The 14,944-nt window shown below is 42.7% G+C and carries 14 protein-coding genes; 13 read left to right on the top strand and 1 reads right to left on the bottom strand.

Features of this window, described 5'->3' with window-relative positions:
• The first annotated feature begins 264 nt into the window (after positions 1–264).
• From CHL1_RS13590 to CHL1_RS13570, 5 genes are all read left to right on the top strand, one after another.
• Positions 265–789: an FmdE family protein gene (locus CHL1_RS13590; RefSeq protein ID WP_070372449.1), complete on the top strand. Its 525-nt coding sequence runs from the start codon at positions 265–267 to the stop codon at positions 787–789.
• A 47-nt stretch (positions 790–836) separates the two neighbouring features.
• Complete coding sequence (locus CHL1_RS13585; RefSeq protein ID WP_250933440.1) at positions 837–1,946, top strand: ABC transporter substrate-binding protein; 1,110 nt, start codon at positions 837–839, stop codon at positions 1,944–1,946.
• A gap of 78 nt (positions 1,947–2,024) precedes the next feature.
• A complete protein-coding gene (locus CHL1_RS13580; protein WP_250933438.1) occupies positions 2,025–3,026 on the top strand; it encodes a FecCD family ABC transporter permease in 1,002 nt (333 codons plus the stop codon).
• Positions 3,013–3,768, top strand: coding sequence for an ABC transporter ATP-binding protein (locus CHL1_RS13575; protein ID WP_070372452.1), 756 nt, complete (start codon positions 3,013–3,015; stop codon positions 3,766–3,768). The genes CHL1_RS13580 and CHL1_RS13575 overlap by 14 nt, the downstream gene beginning before the upstream one ends.
• A gap of 124 nt (positions 3,769–3,892) precedes the next feature.
• A complete protein-coding gene (locus tag CHL1_RS13570) occupies positions 3,893–5,224 on the top strand; it encodes an HdeD family acid-resistance protein (protein WP_250933436.1) in 1,332 nt (443 codons plus the stop codon).
• 26 nt (positions 5,225–5,250) lie between these two features.
• Here the strand turns inward: CHL1_RS13570 and CHL1_RS13565 are convergent, their stop codons facing one another.
• Positions 5,251–5,907 carry a Crp/Fnr family transcriptional regulator gene (locus CHL1_RS13565; protein WP_148636679.1) on the bottom strand — a complete coding sequence of 219 codons (657 nt, stop codon included), beginning with the start codon at positions 5,905–5,907 and terminating at the stop codon, positions 5,251–5,253.
• 99 nt (positions 5,908–6,006) lie between these two features.
• Here CHL1_RS13565 and CHL1_RS13560 point away from each other — a divergent pair, with 99 nt between their 5' ends.
• The 8 genes from CHL1_RS13560 (at position 6,007) to acsE (ending at position 14,822) form a co-directional block, all read left to right on the top strand.
• The gene (locus CHL1_RS13560) at positions 6,007–6,810 is read left to right on the top strand and encodes an ATP-binding protein (RefSeq protein ID WP_228882597.1); all 804 of its coding nucleotides are present in this window, start codon (positions 6,007–6,009) and stop codon (positions 6,808–6,810) included.
• Positions 6,811–7,384: 574 nt separating this feature from the next.
• On the top strand, positions 7,385–8,173 hold the full coding sequence (locus tag CHL1_RS13555) for an ATP-binding protein (protein ID WP_148636681.1): 789 nt from the start codon (positions 7,385–7,387) through the stop codon (positions 8,171–8,173).
• A gap of 63 nt (positions 8,174–8,236) precedes the next feature.
• Positions 8,237–10,162 (top strand): corrinoid activation/regeneration protein AcsV, encoded by a 1,926-nt coding sequence (gene acsV / locus CHL1_RS13550; protein WP_250933434.1) that lies wholly within the window; start codon positions 8,237–8,239, stop codon positions 10,160–10,162.
• A 15-nt stretch (positions 10,163–10,177) separates the two neighbouring features.
• Positions 10,178–10,825, top strand: a complete 648-nt coding sequence (locus CHL1_RS13545; protein ID WP_250933432.1) for a DUF3786 domain-containing protein — start codon at positions 10,178–10,180, stop codon at positions 10,823–10,825.
• A gap of 17 nt (positions 10,826–10,842) precedes the next feature.
• A complete protein-coding gene (locus CHL1_RS13540) occupies positions 10,843–11,481 on the top strand; it encodes a DUF3786 domain-containing protein (RefSeq protein WP_250933430.1) in 639 nt (212 codons plus the stop codon).
• 185 nt (positions 11,482–11,666) lie between these two features.
• Positions 11,667–12,602 carry an acetyl-CoA decarbonylase/synthase complex subunit delta gene (gene acsD / locus CHL1_RS13535; protein WP_250933428.1) on the top strand — a complete coding sequence of 312 codons (936 nt, stop codon included), beginning with the start codon at positions 11,667–11,669 and terminating at the stop codon, positions 12,600–12,602.
• 19 nt (positions 12,603–12,621) lie between these two features.
• Positions 12,622–13,962, top strand: coding sequence for an acetyl-CoA decarbonylase/synthase complex subunit gamma (gene acsC, locus CHL1_RS13530; protein ID WP_250933426.1), 1,341 nt, complete (start codon positions 12,622–12,624; stop codon positions 13,960–13,962).
• Between the two features lie 74 nt (positions 13,963–14,036).
• On the top strand, positions 14,037–14,822 hold the full coding sequence (gene acsE / locus CHL1_RS13525) for a carbon monoxide dehydrogenase/acetyl-CoA synthase methytransferase subunit (protein WP_070372462.1): 786 nt from the start codon (positions 14,037–14,039) through the stop codon (positions 14,820–14,822).
• Positions 14,823–14,944: the final 122 nt, after the last annotated feature.

Here is a 14,944-nt window from a genome sequence, read left to right as displayed (position 1 = left end):
GTGATAAAAATAAGCCAATGAGGCATTTTCTCCTTGAAAGGAGTTGTGTTTTGTTGGCTTTTTTTGCACAGGCGAATTAACAGAATCTTAAGGAAATTGCTCAGACTCGATTTGAAAAAAGGGCTGTCACTTTTGAAAAGTGTCGTAGGAGTAAAGTGTCTTTGTAGTATTGGTAAAAACAGTTTAATATTGATATCAACTATGTGTCTGAAGACTCACTTATGTGGGTCTTTTATTTTTTGAAAATTTAAGGAGAAAAGAAAAATGAATCAGGAATTATGGGAAAAATCAGTTGAATTTCATGGACATCATTGTCCTGGGTTGGCCATTGGCGTCAGAGCTTCACAGGAAGCGATTAAGGCACTCAACATCTCTTTTTCAGAAGATGAAGATGTGGTGTGTATCACCGAAAACGATGCCTGCGGTGTTGATGGGGTGCAGGTTATTTTAGGCTGCAGCGTGGGAAAAGGCAATCTGTTGTTTAGAAATCGGGGGAAACAGGCTTTTACTTTTTTTAATCGCAACAGTGGCGAAAAAATCCGTCTGGTTTTAAAAGCTTTGCCGGAAATGGAACGGGATGAAATGGAAGCGTTCATTTTAAATGAGCCCGACGCCAGCAAGATCTTTGACTTTAAAACCCCGGATTATGACCTGCCGGAACGGGCCCGGATTTTTCAAAGTGTGATCTGCGAGGAATGCGGTGAAAAAACGGCCGAGCATATGATCCGGCTGGAAAACGGCAAGAAAGTTTGTGTTGATTGCTCGAATCCCTATACCCGAGGTTTTTAATTAATTTTTGAGTGGGAAATGCAGTGAGTTGAAAGAGGAGAAAAGTAATGAAAAATAGAATAAAAAAAGTGGCGATCATTTTGTTAAGTTTAGTGATGATGGTATCTTTTGCGGCCTGCAGCAATGCAAAAGCAGATGATACCGAAAGTAAAGAAGTAGAGGCCACCACAAAGGTAGTAACCGACAGCCTCGGCCGTCAGGTGGAAGTGCCAGCCGAAATTGACAGTGTTGGTTCCCTTGGGGTGATGCGGCTGTTAACCTACATGGATGCCGTTGATCTGGTTAAAGGTGGAACTGATATGGACAATGTTCAGGTGTTAACCCGTCCTTATACCCTGGTTAATCCAAATTTTGCCAGTTTAACGCAAATTGGGCAGGGTGGTTCCGGTGGTATTGTTCCTTTTGACGAAGAAATCGTTAAGTTGGCACCCGATGTCATTTTTGTCGTGTCGGATTATACCCAGTCTGATGAGTTGCAGGCAAAAACCGGTATTCCGGTGGTGGCCGTAGCCAGCCCCGGCTTATTTGATGGAAAAATGAGTGCCTCCATGGATCTAATTGGTCAGGTATTGGGCAAAGAAGATCGGGCCAAGGAAGTCAATGAGTATATGGATCAGGCACAAAAAGATCTCAATGACCGCACCAAAGATATTCCGGAAGCCAGTCGACCCAGTGTTTATAATGGCGCTCTGAATTTCAAAGGCAAACACGGCTTTGACGGCACCAGCGGGAATTATGGCCCCTTTGTGGCCATCAATGCCAATAACGTGGTCGACCAAACCGGTCAAAAATCGGCCTTCTCCATTGACCTTGAACAGGTTCTGGCCTGGAATCCGGAGATCATTTTCCTGAATCCGGAAAATATGGATCTGGTCAACGAACAATACACCCAGAACCCGGATTTCTTTAATTCCTTGCAGGCGGTTCAGAATAACAAGGTTTACACCCAATTGGCATATAATAATAACTACACCAATATGGAAATTGCCCTGGCCGATGCCTATTATGCCGGTACCATTATTTATCCCGATAAATTTAAAGATGTCAATATTGAAAAGAAAGCCGATGAAATTTTTGAGTTTCTGCTGGGCGAAAAATTATATGCTAAATATACGGCAGCGGGACAGGGCTTTGGTCCACTGACAATTGGAAAATAATGGTTAATCAAAAAGACAGCCTGCGGCGTCAACTATGATCAATACATCTACCGTAAGATTCTGACGATCGTGATTCTGGTGATACTGACATTTCTAACCGCACTTTTTGCGATCACCGCCGGTTCGGCTGATATTCCGGTTACCGAAGTGTTAAAGGCCTTATTCGGATTGGGTGCCGCCAAAAATGTATTGGTTACCGTCAACATCCGTCTGCCCCGGATTCTGATGGCCATTGTCGGCGGGATTGGCTTGGCGGCGGCTGGCTGTGTCATGCAGAGTATCTTAAAAAATCCGTTGGCATCAGCATCCACCCTGGGGATCTCCCAGGGTGCTTCCTTCGGGGCCGCCATTGCCATTACCTTCCTGGGTGGGGGCACCGTCATGGGGAACACTGCCGATGCGGTGACCGTCAACAACCCCTATTTAACCAGTATCTGCGCTTTTATTACCTCGATGTTTGTCACTTTTGTGATTTTGGGTTTATCGAAAGCCCGCAAGGCATCTCCTGAAACTATGATTCTAGCCGGGGTGGCCCTCAGTTCCTTGTTTGCTGGTGCTACGGCGCTACTGCAGTACTTTTCCTCAGATGTTCAGATGGCCGCCATTGTCTTTTGGACTTTTGGCGATCTGGGCCGGGCCAGTATGCAAAATATCCAGGTGGCGGCAATAGTGACGGCCGGAGCGCTGATTTATTTCATGTTTAACCGCTGGAACTACAACGCCCTGGAATGTGGCGAACATACCGCCACCGGCTTGGGGGTTAATGTCTCCCGGGTACGGCTGATTGGGATGACGGTCGCTTCGCTGACGGCGGCGACGATTGTATCTTTTGTGGGGATTATCAACTTTATTGGTCTGATTGCTCCCCATATCATGCGGCGCTTTGTTGGCAATGATTACCGTTATCTGCTGCCGGCATCAGCCCTGATGGGGGCGCTGATGCTATTGATTAGCGATACCTTTGCCCGGTTAATTATTTCACCGATCATTCTGCCCATCGGAGCCATTACCTCATTCCTGGGGGCTCCGCTATTCTTATATCTGATATTTAAAGGAGTGAGTCACAATGCTGAAAATTGATGCTTTGGAATTTGGTTATCGATCCAACCGAAAAATTCTGGATCGCATTGAATTTGATGTTGCTAATGGCGAATGCGTCGCGATTCTAGGCAATAACGGGGCGGGCAAAAGCACCATGCTAAAGTGTCTGAATAAGATTATCGCACCTCAAAAAGGCCGGGTCGTCGTCAATGAGGTCGATATTCTCAGGATGACCCGCCTGGACATTGCCAAAAATACTGCCTATGTTGCCCAGAAAAGTGAAGGGAGTCAAATAACGGCTTATGATGCTATTTTATTAGGGCGCAAACCCTATATTAAACTGGCGCCGAAAAAAGAAGATTACGAAATAGTTGAAACGATTATTGCCAGTATGGGATTGGAACAATTATCACTGCGTTATATCGATGAGTTAAGCGGCGGTGAACTGCAAAAGGTGATGATTGCCCGGGCTCTGGCCCAGGAACCGAAAGTGCTGCTGCTTGATGAGCCCACCAGCTGCCTGGATTTAAAGAACCAGCTGGAGGTACTAAAGCTGATTCAGAATATTACCAAAGAAAAAGAGATAGCGGTGGTCATTGTCATCCACGATTTAAATTTGGCGCTGCGATACTGTGACAGGTTTCTCTTCTTAAAAGACAGTGAAATTTTCTGTTACGGTGGTTTGGACATAATGACCTCCGAAAACATTGGCGCAGTCTATCAGGTGCCGGTGGTTGTGGAATCCTATCAAAATCAGAAAGTCGTGATCCCTTTAACGTAAAAAGAAAAGCTCTGGTTTGCATGTTGAATCAGAGTTTTTTTTATTGCCGTTGAGCTAAATAATACGATTGTCGCCTTTGAAGAATTCTGATAAAATGAATAAAAAACCAAAAGGAGGGCTTTTTATGTCAGCATTCAAAAACACCGCACCGGTCGTCTGGTTATTGATATCCATTGCCGTATTTATTGGCGGCATGATTATGCTTTTGGACGTAAAATTGGCCTGGGATATTATTATCACCGGCATATCGATTATGTTAGTCGTCGTTGGAGTGATGTACTTGTCAGCCATTTTTTTAAAAAAAGATGAAAGCAAGCTAAAAGAGTTGGGAATCGGGTTATTGTGCCTGTTTGGGGGCATTTTTACCTACGCCAACCCGCAATTTTTGAAAGTGCCGTTTAGTTTCGCTATTGGTATGCTGGGAATCATTATCGGTTGTTTTGTTTTAATCAGTAGTTTGAAACTTAAGAGCGATGGAGCCTCCTGGGGCTGGACCATGCTGGTGGCCCTGGTTTATATCGGGTTGGGGATTGATATGGCCTTTTTTGCCACCACCGGCCGGATTTTTGGCATCATTTTTGGAGTATATCTGATTTTCTTCGCTTTTAATATCTTCGGTGATGCACTGGTCAGTTTAATGAAACACAATAGCGGCGCTCAAAAAGCCAAGAAGCACATGCGGGTCACCCTGCCTCTGGTATTTGCGGCTTTTTTACCGATGCGGATGTTAAAAAAGGTCAATCAACTGGTTGAAGAAGAACCGGATGCGCTGTTGTTATTGGAAGACCACAGCATAGAAAGAACTACCGATATGGAAATATTTATCCACACCAGAGAAGGGTTGATTCCGGGAATGGGTCATGTGGATGCTTCAATTGGGGAGTGTGTTTACAGTTATGGCAATTATGATGATTCCACCTGGAAATTAGGAGGATTCTTAGCTGATGGTGTGTTGGTGGAGATGCCTAAAGAGGAACATGTAAAACAAGCCCTGAAAGTTGAAAAGAAAATTTTAATGGGATATGGTTTGTCGCTGACTCCGGAACAAAAAAGTGGGGTTCAGGAACAACTGGAAAAATTGCTTTCGCAAACAATGCCCTGGGAACCCAAAGCAGAACAGGCCGATAAAGGTGAAATAGCAGGCGAGCCGAGAGATTTTTCCGATGTTTCCAGTCAGCTTTATAATGATGCCAAAGCAAGTTTTTATAAATTCAAACAGGGCAATGAATTTAAAACCTATTATGCCCTGGGAACCAATTGTGTTAAACTGGTCGATACCATTGTCGGTAAAACCGGGATTGACCTGATCAAGGTCAATGGCATCATCACCCCCGGCGCCTATCTCGACTATCTGGATCGGCTTTATGACCGCGGCGATTCGATTGTGGTTTCCCGCACGCTTTATCAGGATATCGAAAATAATATGGCAAAAGATAACCGTGTCAGTTCGGTGTAAAAGTTGTGAAACCGTGCAATTAAATGTTACAGCAGTTTGAAATGGTTATTGGTGTATTCAATGATGCCTTCTTTCTGAAGCTTGGAAAGCACCCGGGATAAGGCAGAGCGATCCACACATAAAAAATCGGCCAGCTCATTGCGGCTAAAGGGAATCTCAAAAGCGAGGTTTCCTTTTTTTTCGGCCTGCAGCGACAAATAGGAGAGGACCTTGTCCTGAATGGTTCGACGGGATAGCAGCTGATTTTTATTACTCAGCAGAATGTTTTTTCGGGCCAGAATTTTTAGCAGGTTTTCGATCAGGTGATTGTGAAAAACGCAGGAGTTGGGGCAGGTATTGATAATCCGTTCGATGCCCAGAAACATAACACTGGCGTTGGTCTTGGCAAGCACCGTTACGGGGCTTTCTTTAACCCCGGCACTGGCAAAGGCTTCGCCGAAAATATGGCTGGGGCTCAGTTCGGTAAGAATCGAGCGATTGCCATAATAATCCTCTTGAATAACCTGAACTTCTCCCGATAGAATAACCCCGACTGCGGGAACTGGTTGGCCGGTTAGCAGGATGATTTCCCCCCGATCATAGGTTTTTACCTCGCCACCGAGACACTGCAGCATGGCTTCGAGATTTTCATCAATGCCATCAAATAGTTTAACTTTTCTTAAGACTTCGATATTTTTATCCATATTTTCCCTTTGTGTTGCATATGCAACGGTAGTTTTGGGTAGATTATATTATGATTAGCTCAAGAAATCAATACATGATATTTCAAGGAGGAAAAAAAGATGATCCGAAAAATAATTTCGATAGATGAACAAAAATGTAATGGTTGTGGCTTATGTGCCGAAGCCTGCCACGAAGGCGCCATTGGTATGGTGGATGGGGTGGCCAAGCTACTGCGCGATGACTACTGCGATGGATTGGGGGATTGCCTGCCCAGCTGTCCCACTGGGGCGATTACCTTTGTGGAACGGGAAGCAGCTGCCTATGACGAAGCTGCCGTGCTGGAAAATATGAAAAAGAAAGAAATGGCTCAAAACAGTGGCGAGAAAAAAGCTGGTGGTTGCCCCGGAACGCATGCAAAAACGATTGTCCGGGAAAGTGCAGCAGCGGATGATGGTTTGGAACCACTGGCCTGTGGGTGTCCGGGCTCCTCGTCCAAGGCGATTGTTCGAGAGTCAGCAACAGCGCCGGAATCAACGGAATCGGCTGCTCCGGAGTCACAATTGCGACAATGGCCAGTGCAGATTAAATTAGCACCGGTTAATGCCCCCTATTTCAATGGTTCACATCTGCTGATTGCGGCAGATTGTACCGCCTATGCCTATGCGGATTTCCATAATCGCTTTATTAAAAATAAAATCACATTGATTGGATGTCCAAAACTGGATGCCGTTGACTATGCTGACAAGCTGACGGAAATAATAAAGCTTAATGACATCAAAAGTGTGACAGTGGTGCGGATGGAAGTTCCCTGTTGCGGTGGTATAACAGCAGCCGTGACCACGGCTCTTCAGAATTCCGGAAAAATGATTCCCTGGCAGGTGCTAACCGTCACAACAGACGGAAAAGTGCTGGAAAATGTCTAAAATACCATCGTAAAAAAACAACGAATTACAGAAACGGGTGGAGACATTATCCATGTGGTTTCGGCAAAAGAACAATCCATGAAGCATTTGATTGATATTTTTCTGCTGCCGTGGAAGTCTCTCACGATGAATGAACACGGATTTGTTTTCAATAAGTGACCTACTGATAAAAATTTGTCCTCAAATTTATTGCCTAAAAAATACGGCCATATCCCGAATCTCCGGGGATATGGCTTTTTTTCGATCAGAATAAACAAAGGAAGGACCATGGCAATGAGAAATTAAATGAATTTCAGATCATGGAAGGTCAGATCTGATGCAAAAAAAACGCAGGTCTTATCATGGTTTCGTAAACCTTTGCAAAAATTGTTTAGAAATATTTTGCAAAGGCCTTAATTTGTGCTTTAAGTGATAAAGTTATGTTGTAAAACCAGAATGATTATGATATGATAGCCCTGTCGATACATATATATACAAGTTGACAAAATACGAATTTTTCCTGTTGAAAAAACAGTGATAATAACATACACTGTTTAAAGAAAATTGACCGGGAAATGATAATGGAGGAAACATTATGGCTTTTAATATTGCAGTTGCAGGCAAAGGTGGCGTTGGCAAAACAAGTCTTACCGGTATGCTTATTGAATATTTAGTGGCAGAAGGTCTGGGTCCAATTTTAGCAGTGGATGCAGATGCCAATGCCAATCTTAACGAAGTGCTTGGAGAAGAGGTTGATCTTTCCATCGGCGAGATTAAAGAAGAAGTAAATCGGGCTGAAATGGAAGGCGTACCACTGCCTCCGGGTGTGACCAAAACCGACTTTTTAAGACTCCGATTAAATCAGGCGGTTGCTGAAGGAAATGGCTATGACCTGTTGGTTATGGGCCGTAGCCAGGGCGCTGGTTGCTATTGTTATGTAAACGGAATCTTAAAAACCCAGCTTGATATGCTGGCGAGTAATTATCAATATATCATCGTTGATAACGAGGCCGGGATGGAGCATTTAAGCCGGGGAACGCTTGGAAGAATTGACATGCTGATTTTAGTCAGTGACTGCTCCCGTCGAGGGATTCAGGCAGTTGGTCGGATCAAGGAACTGGTTTCGGAACTCAAACTGAAAGTACCCGTGATCAAATTGATTGTCAATCGGGCACCCGATGGCGTCTTAAACGAAGGCACAGCCGAAGAAATCGAAAAACAGGGTCTTGACCTGATTGGTGTTGTACCACTGGATCAAAATGTTTTTGAATATGACGCCTATGGCAAACCACTGGTTCAGCTGCCCGCTGATTCACCAGCCAAGGTGGCTTTAAGAGATATTGTCAACAAATTGGAAATCATCAAAAACAACAAAAATAAATAGATATGAAGAGGGCTGTTTATCAGCCCTTTTAGACGGAAACTGCGGAAAAGGGGAGATTGTTAAATGAGTAAGGTACGATTTATAATTAAAGGAAAAAGATCTGTTGATTTAGTGGCCGGTGAGGGTGAGAATCTGCTGGATGCGGCCAGAAGAGCTGGTGTCATGATCGATTCGCCCTGTAGCGGGAATGCTACCTGTGGCAAATGCAAGGTAAAAATTGTATCAGGACAGGTTAAAACAGAAAAAACCAGACATATTTCTGAGGAAGAAATGGCCAATGGGATCGTTCTTTCCTGCAATGCAACCATTATTGAAGATATCGAGGTGGAAGTACCGGATTTAGCATCTTCTTTTGTCAATGAAATGCAGATCACCGATTTATCAAACAATGAAAATAAAAACATTAAATACGTTCGCAAGAAAATGATCAAAGAAGGCATGACCAATGCCAGTCGGCTCTGGTCAGAGATCATCCAATTACCGTGCCCCAGCATTGAAGACAACAGCGCCGATGAAGATCGGCTTAAACTTTATTTTCAACAAAATCTGGGCTATGAAGACATCACCATCAGTCTGAATGTGATGAAAAAATTGCCGGATGCCTTTAGAAAAAAAGATTTTTTAATCGAAGTCGTTTATCTGAAGCGTCGGGAAGTGGCCGAAATTCTCGATGTTAAACCGGCAAATGGCGAAAAATCGGTGCTTTACGGCATTGCCTTGGATATTGGAACAACTTCCGTGTCGGCCTGTCTGGTGGATATGAACACCAATGAAATCCTGACAAAAGCCTCAATGGGGAATGCTCAGGTTAAATACGGGGCAGATGTCATTAACCGGATCGTTTATTCGGAAAAACCCGGTGGACTGGAAAATCTGCGCCACGCCATTGTCGATGAGAGTATTAATAGTCTTATTGAAAAAATGGTTAAAACCGTCGGTATCAATAAAGAAGACATCTATGAGGTTTGTGCCGCCGGTAACACCACTATGAATCACTTATTGTTGGGTTTAAATCCCGACTATTTAAGACGGGAGCCGTTTATCCCGGCGATTAATGATATCCCCGAAATGAAGTGCGCTGAACTGGGAATCAATGTTAATCCGGAAGGAAAAATTTATCTGGCTCCATCGGTGGCCAGCTACGTTGGCGGCGATATTACCGCCGGGGTCTTTGCAGTACCGGTGTGGATGCGGGAAGACTTTACCATGCTGGTGGATCTGGGAACAAACGGTGAAATTGTCTTTGGCAACAAAGATTTCTTAATGACCTGTGCCTGTTCGGCTGGTCCGGCTTTTGAAGGCGGCGAAATCAGCTGTGGCACCCGGGCTGTACCGGGAGCGATTGAACAGGTTACCATCAATGAAGAAGATCTTAGGCCTTTTTATAATACCATTGGCCATGTCAGTCCGGTGGGAATTTGCGGATCAGGAATTATCGATCTGATTTGTGAAATGAAGCGAACCGGCATTATCAACGGTAAAGGTCGAATGGAACGGGATCTGAATCACCCGCGCATTAAATTTGACGAATACGGAATTGGCCAGTATTATCTCTATTCCAAGGAACTGGATAATGGCTCTAAAGATATTTATATCACTGAAATTGATATTGACAGCTTTATCAAGGCCAAAGGAGCCGTGTTTTCGGCGATTTATATTTTAATGGAAAGTTTGGACATGCCCATTGATGTGTTGGAAAATATTTATGTTGCTGGTGGAATCGGCACTAATCTGGATATCACCAATGCCATTGCTCTGGGAATGCTGCCAGATATACCAGTCGATAAATACTTCTATATTGGTAACAGTTCAATGCAGGGATGTTATCTGGCCCTGACCCTCAGTGAAGGGAAAGACAAGATTCGTGAGATCTCTCAGAATATGACTTATATGGAATTAAGTGTCCACCCGACCTATATGGATGAGTTTATCTCAGCTTGCTTTATTCCGCATACCAACATGAATTTATTTCCGTCTCTGGAAAACTGAAACAGGAGATTTTAAATGGAAAATACCTTACGGGATGAAACCGCAATTGAAGAAAAAAGAAAAGATAAAATACCCTACGAACACTACAAGAGCTTGTTAAAAGACCTGGATCCCCAGACTGTTGCCAAAAACAGCACCTGTCCTTATGACGAAGAAGGGCGCTTCTTTACGGTTACGCTGATGGGAACCCCGTATAAGGTTGCCTATCCTCAGGGTGATGTGACGGATATGGACGGACAGGATTTTGATAACTATAAACTAAAAACCATGATACTGCGTTATCTGATCAATGCCAAAGGGATTAAGACTACTGGCGAAAACATTGCCTATCGGGATGTTTCCGGAGGAAACATTTACTATCCCTGCTTTGAGGGGCGTTGTTTAAAACGGTTTGCCTTCACCTTTAATTACAATCTTGAGGGGTTGAAAAAAGCGATGGCGATTCTGGGGGCAGAACCCCAAAGTATTGGGGATCTCTCGTGGCGCTTTGAGGTCATCAACAATATGTTCATGACCGTAATTTTATGGATTGGGGATGATGAGTTCCCGCCTGAAGCACAAATCTTGTTTGATGCCAACTTCCCCAGTGCCTTCAGTGCTGAAGATATGGCCGTTATGGGCGATATTTTTATTCCGGCACTTAAAGAACTCAGTAAGAAATAATGAGGCAATCAAAGCTTATGGATATTGACCCCCATTTTTCGGAGAGTAGTTATGTTATTAATCGTGATTTATTTAAAAATCACGATCCTGGCGAGATGAGTAGAAACGCCTCTTGCCCCTATGATCCGAAAAATGGACGGTTTGAAATAATGGTTCTGGGAGAAACGTATTTTGTCGAACATCCCAGTGGGGTGGTGCTAAACGCTTACGGTGAAGAATTTGACAATTATTCAATCAAAATTTTTATTCTCAGATATTTAATGAATGCCAACGGAAAAGAAGCGACCAACGAATGGATCAGTTTTAAAGAATTTCCGGATGGCCCCTTATATTATTCCAATTTTCACAAACGCTGCATTCAAGTTTTTGCACAAATAGGCAACGAAATGCCGGAGCAACTAAAAAAATACATGAATGGACTGCAAGCGCTTCCCTATAATAAAGGGGATCTTTCCTGGCAGTTCAAGGTAACTCCCGGAGTGGATATCGTCTGGATTTTGTGGTTTGGTGACGATGAGTTCGAAGCTGAAGCTCAAATTTTGTTCGACAAGAAATTAACAGACGTCTTTAACATCAAAGATCTGGCAATTTTAGGGGATGTTTTGATGATTTCGTTGAAAACCTTTACTTTCTCTTTAAACTCTAAAAAAAATTAGGATAAATTTTAGAAAAATGCCGAAAATTAATTGACAAACTTTTAACTAATATAGTACAATCTGTGTATACTTATATATACAGGTAAAAAGCTGTAGAATATGTAATGGTTTTAATTTGGTTTTAAAGTCTTGAACTTTGAAATAAATATTTTGAAAAAAGGTAACAGGTTAGGAGGAAACAAAGAATGCCATACAAAAAAGCAGAACAAAAATTTAGTGGCAAGATCAACGTATGTGAGATAGGTGTTGGAGATGCAGCTATCAGCATAGGTGGAGAAAACTCATTACCATTTTTAGGTACTGAAGGGTTTAAAACTGCGGTTGGTATCGCAATTTCAGACACAACTGACGAATGGGCAGATTGCTTCAAAGCACTTTACGGAGATGATTTGAAAAACCCTGCAGCGTTAGCAAAAGCAGCAGTAGAAAAATCAGGTGCTGATTTCCTATTAGTTAAACTTGAAAGTGCAGATCCAAACGGCGCAGATGCATCAGTTGAAAGCTGTGTTGCAACAGCCGTAGCAGTAGAAGCTGCAATCGACGTACCTTTAGTAGTAGAAGGATGTAAAAACGGCGAAAAAGATGCTAAGTTATTAGAAGAAGTAGCAAAAGCTCTTGAAGGAAAAAATGTCGTTTTATTCTCTGCAGTAGAAGACAATTACAAGACAATTGGTGCTGCTGGCGGAATGGCTTACGGCCAAAAAGTATCAGCTGAATCTGCAGTAGATATCAACCTTGCAAAACAATTAAACATCTTATTAACACAACTGGGTGTTAAGAGCAAAGATATTATCATGGATGTTGGAACAGCAGCAGCCGGTTACGGTTTTGAATATGTTGCTTCAACCATGGATCGTATTCGTTTAGCCGGCTTAGGTCAAAACGATGAATCACTGCAAATGCCAATTATGACCAATGTTTCTAATGAAGCATGGGGCGTAAAAGAAGCGGTTTCCACAATTGAAGATGCACCAGAATGGGGCGATCAGGAAGCACGTGGTATTGGTATGGAAGTAGCAACAGCTTCTGCTTGTGTTGTAGGCGGATCAAACGCTATCATCGTAAGACATCCAGAATCAGCTAAAACCGTTAAAGCTTTAGTTGCTGGAATCATAGGTTAGGAAAGGAAGGCGAATACAAATGGCAGTAAAAGGTTTAGATATCTTTAAACTCACACCAAAAACAAACTGTAAAGAATGTGGTTTCCCAACATGTATGGCTTTCTCAATGAAAGCTGCTACTGGCGGGGTACCTGTAGAAAAATGTCCATACATTTCAGAAGAATCTAAAGAATTATTATCAGAAGCTACAGCTCCTCCAATGAAAACCATCAAAGTTGGTTCTGGTGATGCTGAAAAAGCTCTTGGTGGCGAAACTGTATTATTCAGACACGAAAAAACATTGGTTAACAAAAACCTGTTTGCCGTTGAATTATCAGATGCTATGAGTGACGCTGATGTCGATGCAGCTTGTGCTACATTACAGAAAGTTAACTATGACCGTATCGGCGAAATGATGTTCGTTGAAGTAGTTGCTGTCCGTTTTGCAGCTGATGCAGCTAAATTTGCAGCACTTGTTAAAAAAGTAGCTGAATGTGGCAAAATTCCAATGATCGTGACAACTGATGCTGAAGTAGCAAAAGCAGCGGTTGCAGGCGCAGGCGCAGGCGCAATTATCATGGGTGCAACCAAAGATAATGCCGCAGCAATGGTAGACGTAGCTAAAGCTGCAGATGCTGTTCTTGGTGTTTCTGCAGACAGTATTGAAGCATTACACGATTTAGTTGAAGAAATCGAAAAAATGGGTTACAAAAACCTGGTATTAAATGTTGGCGAAGCTTCAATCAAAGAAGCTTACGCAAATGCAGTTGATATCCGTACAGCAGCAATCAAAGGCAATGACCGTACCTTCGGATATCCTTCAGTTGTATTTGCAAACAAATTGGCACCAGCTAATACTAACCTGCAAATTGCTTTAGCATCAGCTTTCGTTCTTCGTTACGGTTCAATCATCGTTATGGACGAAATGGACTTCAACGCTGCTTTACCACTGTTTGGTTTAAGACAAAACATCTTTACCGATCCTCAAAAACCAATGCGTGTTGAACCGAAGGTATATGAATTCAACAAACCAACAGGCAACGATCCAGTTCTTGTTACCGTTGACTTCGCATTATCTTATTTCGTTGTTGCTGGTGAAATCGAACGATCTAAAGTTCCTGCTTACCTGGCAATTCCAGATGCTGGTGGATACTCAGTACTTACTGCTTGGGCTGCTGGTAAATTTGGCGCTGGCGTTATCGCTAACTTCATTAAAGAAGCAGACGTTGCCAGCATCACTACTTCTCGTAAATTAATCTTACCTGGTAAGGTTGCTGTTCTTCAAGGCGATTTAGCTGAAGAACTGCCAGATTGGGAAGTCATTGTTGGACCAAACGAAGCAATGCAATTACCTAAGTTCTTAAGAGACATGCAAGCATAAATAATATCAATCTGTGCCCGGAGTCACTTCGGGCACACCTAAAATATTTTTTTTCAATTTGAAAGGGGAACAATATGTCAAAATTCATGGTTATTGGTGAAAGAATTCACTGTATTTCTCCAGCAATTCGTCAGGCATTCGCAGATAGAAATCCAGAGCCAATTCTTTTAAGAGCAAAAGAACAATTAGATGCTGGTGCAGACTACTTGGATTTAAACATCGGACCTGCTGAAAAAGGCGGCGAAGAATTAATGCAATGGGGTGTAAAATTACTCCAGGAAAACTTTGATAACGTGCCAATCGCATTGGATACAGCCAACATGAAAGCAATCGAAGCTGGTATTCAGGTTTATAACCGATCAAAAGGTAAACCAATCGTAAACTCAGCTGATGCTGGCGATCGTATCGAATACGTTGATTTAGCAGCTGCTAATGATGCGATGGTTATCGCTCTTTGCTCTAAAGAAGGTGTACCAGGAAGCAATGACGAACGTATTGCATACTGTTCAGAATTATTAGAACGTGGTATGGAACGAGGAATGGAACCAACAGATTTACTGTTTGATCCATTATTCATTGTTATCAAAGGAATGCAAGATCAATTAGGTGATGTGTTAGAAGCAATTCAAATGATCACTGACATGGGTCTGTTAACAACTGGTGGTTTAAGTAACGTATCGAATGGCGCACCAAAACACATCCGTCCATTATTAGATAGCGCTACAGTTGCTATGGCAATGCAATGTGGATTCAGTTCTGCTATCGTAAATCCTTGCGACAAACGATTAATGGAAACCATTGTAGCTTGCGATATTATCAAAAATAATATCCTTTATGCCGATTCAGTACTTGAGTTCTAGAAATACCTTTATAAATTAACAACAGGTATTTGAAAATACTCATAAAAAAAAGCCCCCGACCACAATTCATCACTTGCCGCACAAGTTACGATGAAAGTCAGGAGCAAACAACTATGTATAAT

The sequence above is a fragment of the Acetobacterium wieringae genome (assembly GCF_023700225.1).
Lineage (GTDB): Bacteria > Bacillota > Clostridia > Eubacteriales > Eubacteriaceae > Acetobacterium > Acetobacterium wieringae.
This window is presented reverse-complemented; position numbering and strand designations above follow the sequence as displayed.

Bases quoted from the DNA above. Each gene is read 5' to 3' on its own strand.
- CHL1_RS13590 (WP_070372449.1), top strand. From the start codon at position 265: ATGAATCAGGAATTATGGGAAAAATCAGTTGAATTTCATGGACATCAT.
- CHL1_RS13585 (WP_250933440.1), top strand. From the start codon at position 837: ATGAAAAATAGAATAAAAAAAGTGGCGATCATTTTGTTAAGTTTAGTG.
- CHL1_RS13575 (WP_070372452.1), top strand. From the start codon at position 3,013: ATGCTGAAAATTGATGCTTTGGAATTTGGTTATCGATCCAACCGAAAA.
- CHL1_RS13570 (WP_250933436.1), top strand. From the start codon at position 3,893: ATGTCAGCATTCAAAAACACCGCACCGGTCGTCTGGTTATTGATATCC.
- CHL1_RS13565 (WP_148636679.1), bottom strand. From the start codon at position 5,907: ATGGATAAAAATATCGAAGTCTTAAGAAAAGTTAAACTATTTGATGGC.
- CHL1_RS13560 (WP_228882597.1), top strand. From the start codon at position 6,007: ATGATCCGAAAAATAATTTCGATAGATGAACAAAAATGTAATGGTTGT.
- CHL1_RS13555 (WP_148636681.1), top strand. From the start codon at position 7,385: ATGGCTTTTAATATTGCAGTTGCAGGCAAAGGTGGCGTTGGCAAAACA.
- acsV (WP_250933434.1), top strand. From the start codon at position 8,237: ATGAGTAAGGTACGATTTATAATTAAAGGAAAAAGATCTGTTGATTTA.
- CHL1_RS13545 (WP_250933432.1), top strand. From the start codon at position 10,178: ATGGAAAATACCTTACGGGATGAAACCGCAATTGAAGAAAAAAGAAAA.
- CHL1_RS13540 (WP_250933430.1), top strand. From the start codon at position 10,843: ATGGATATTGACCCCCATTTTTCGGAGAGTAGTTATGTTATTAATCGT.
- acsD (WP_250933428.1), top strand. From the start codon at position 11,667: ATGCCATACAAAAAAGCAGAACAAAAATTTAGTGGCAAGATCAACGTA.
- acsC (WP_250933426.1), top strand. From the start codon at position 12,622: ATGGCAGTAAAAGGTTTAGATATCTTTAAACTCACACCAAAAACAAAC.
- acsE (WP_070372462.1), top strand. From the start codon at position 14,037: ATGTCAAAATTCATGGTTATTGGTGAAAGAATTCACTGTATTTCTCCA.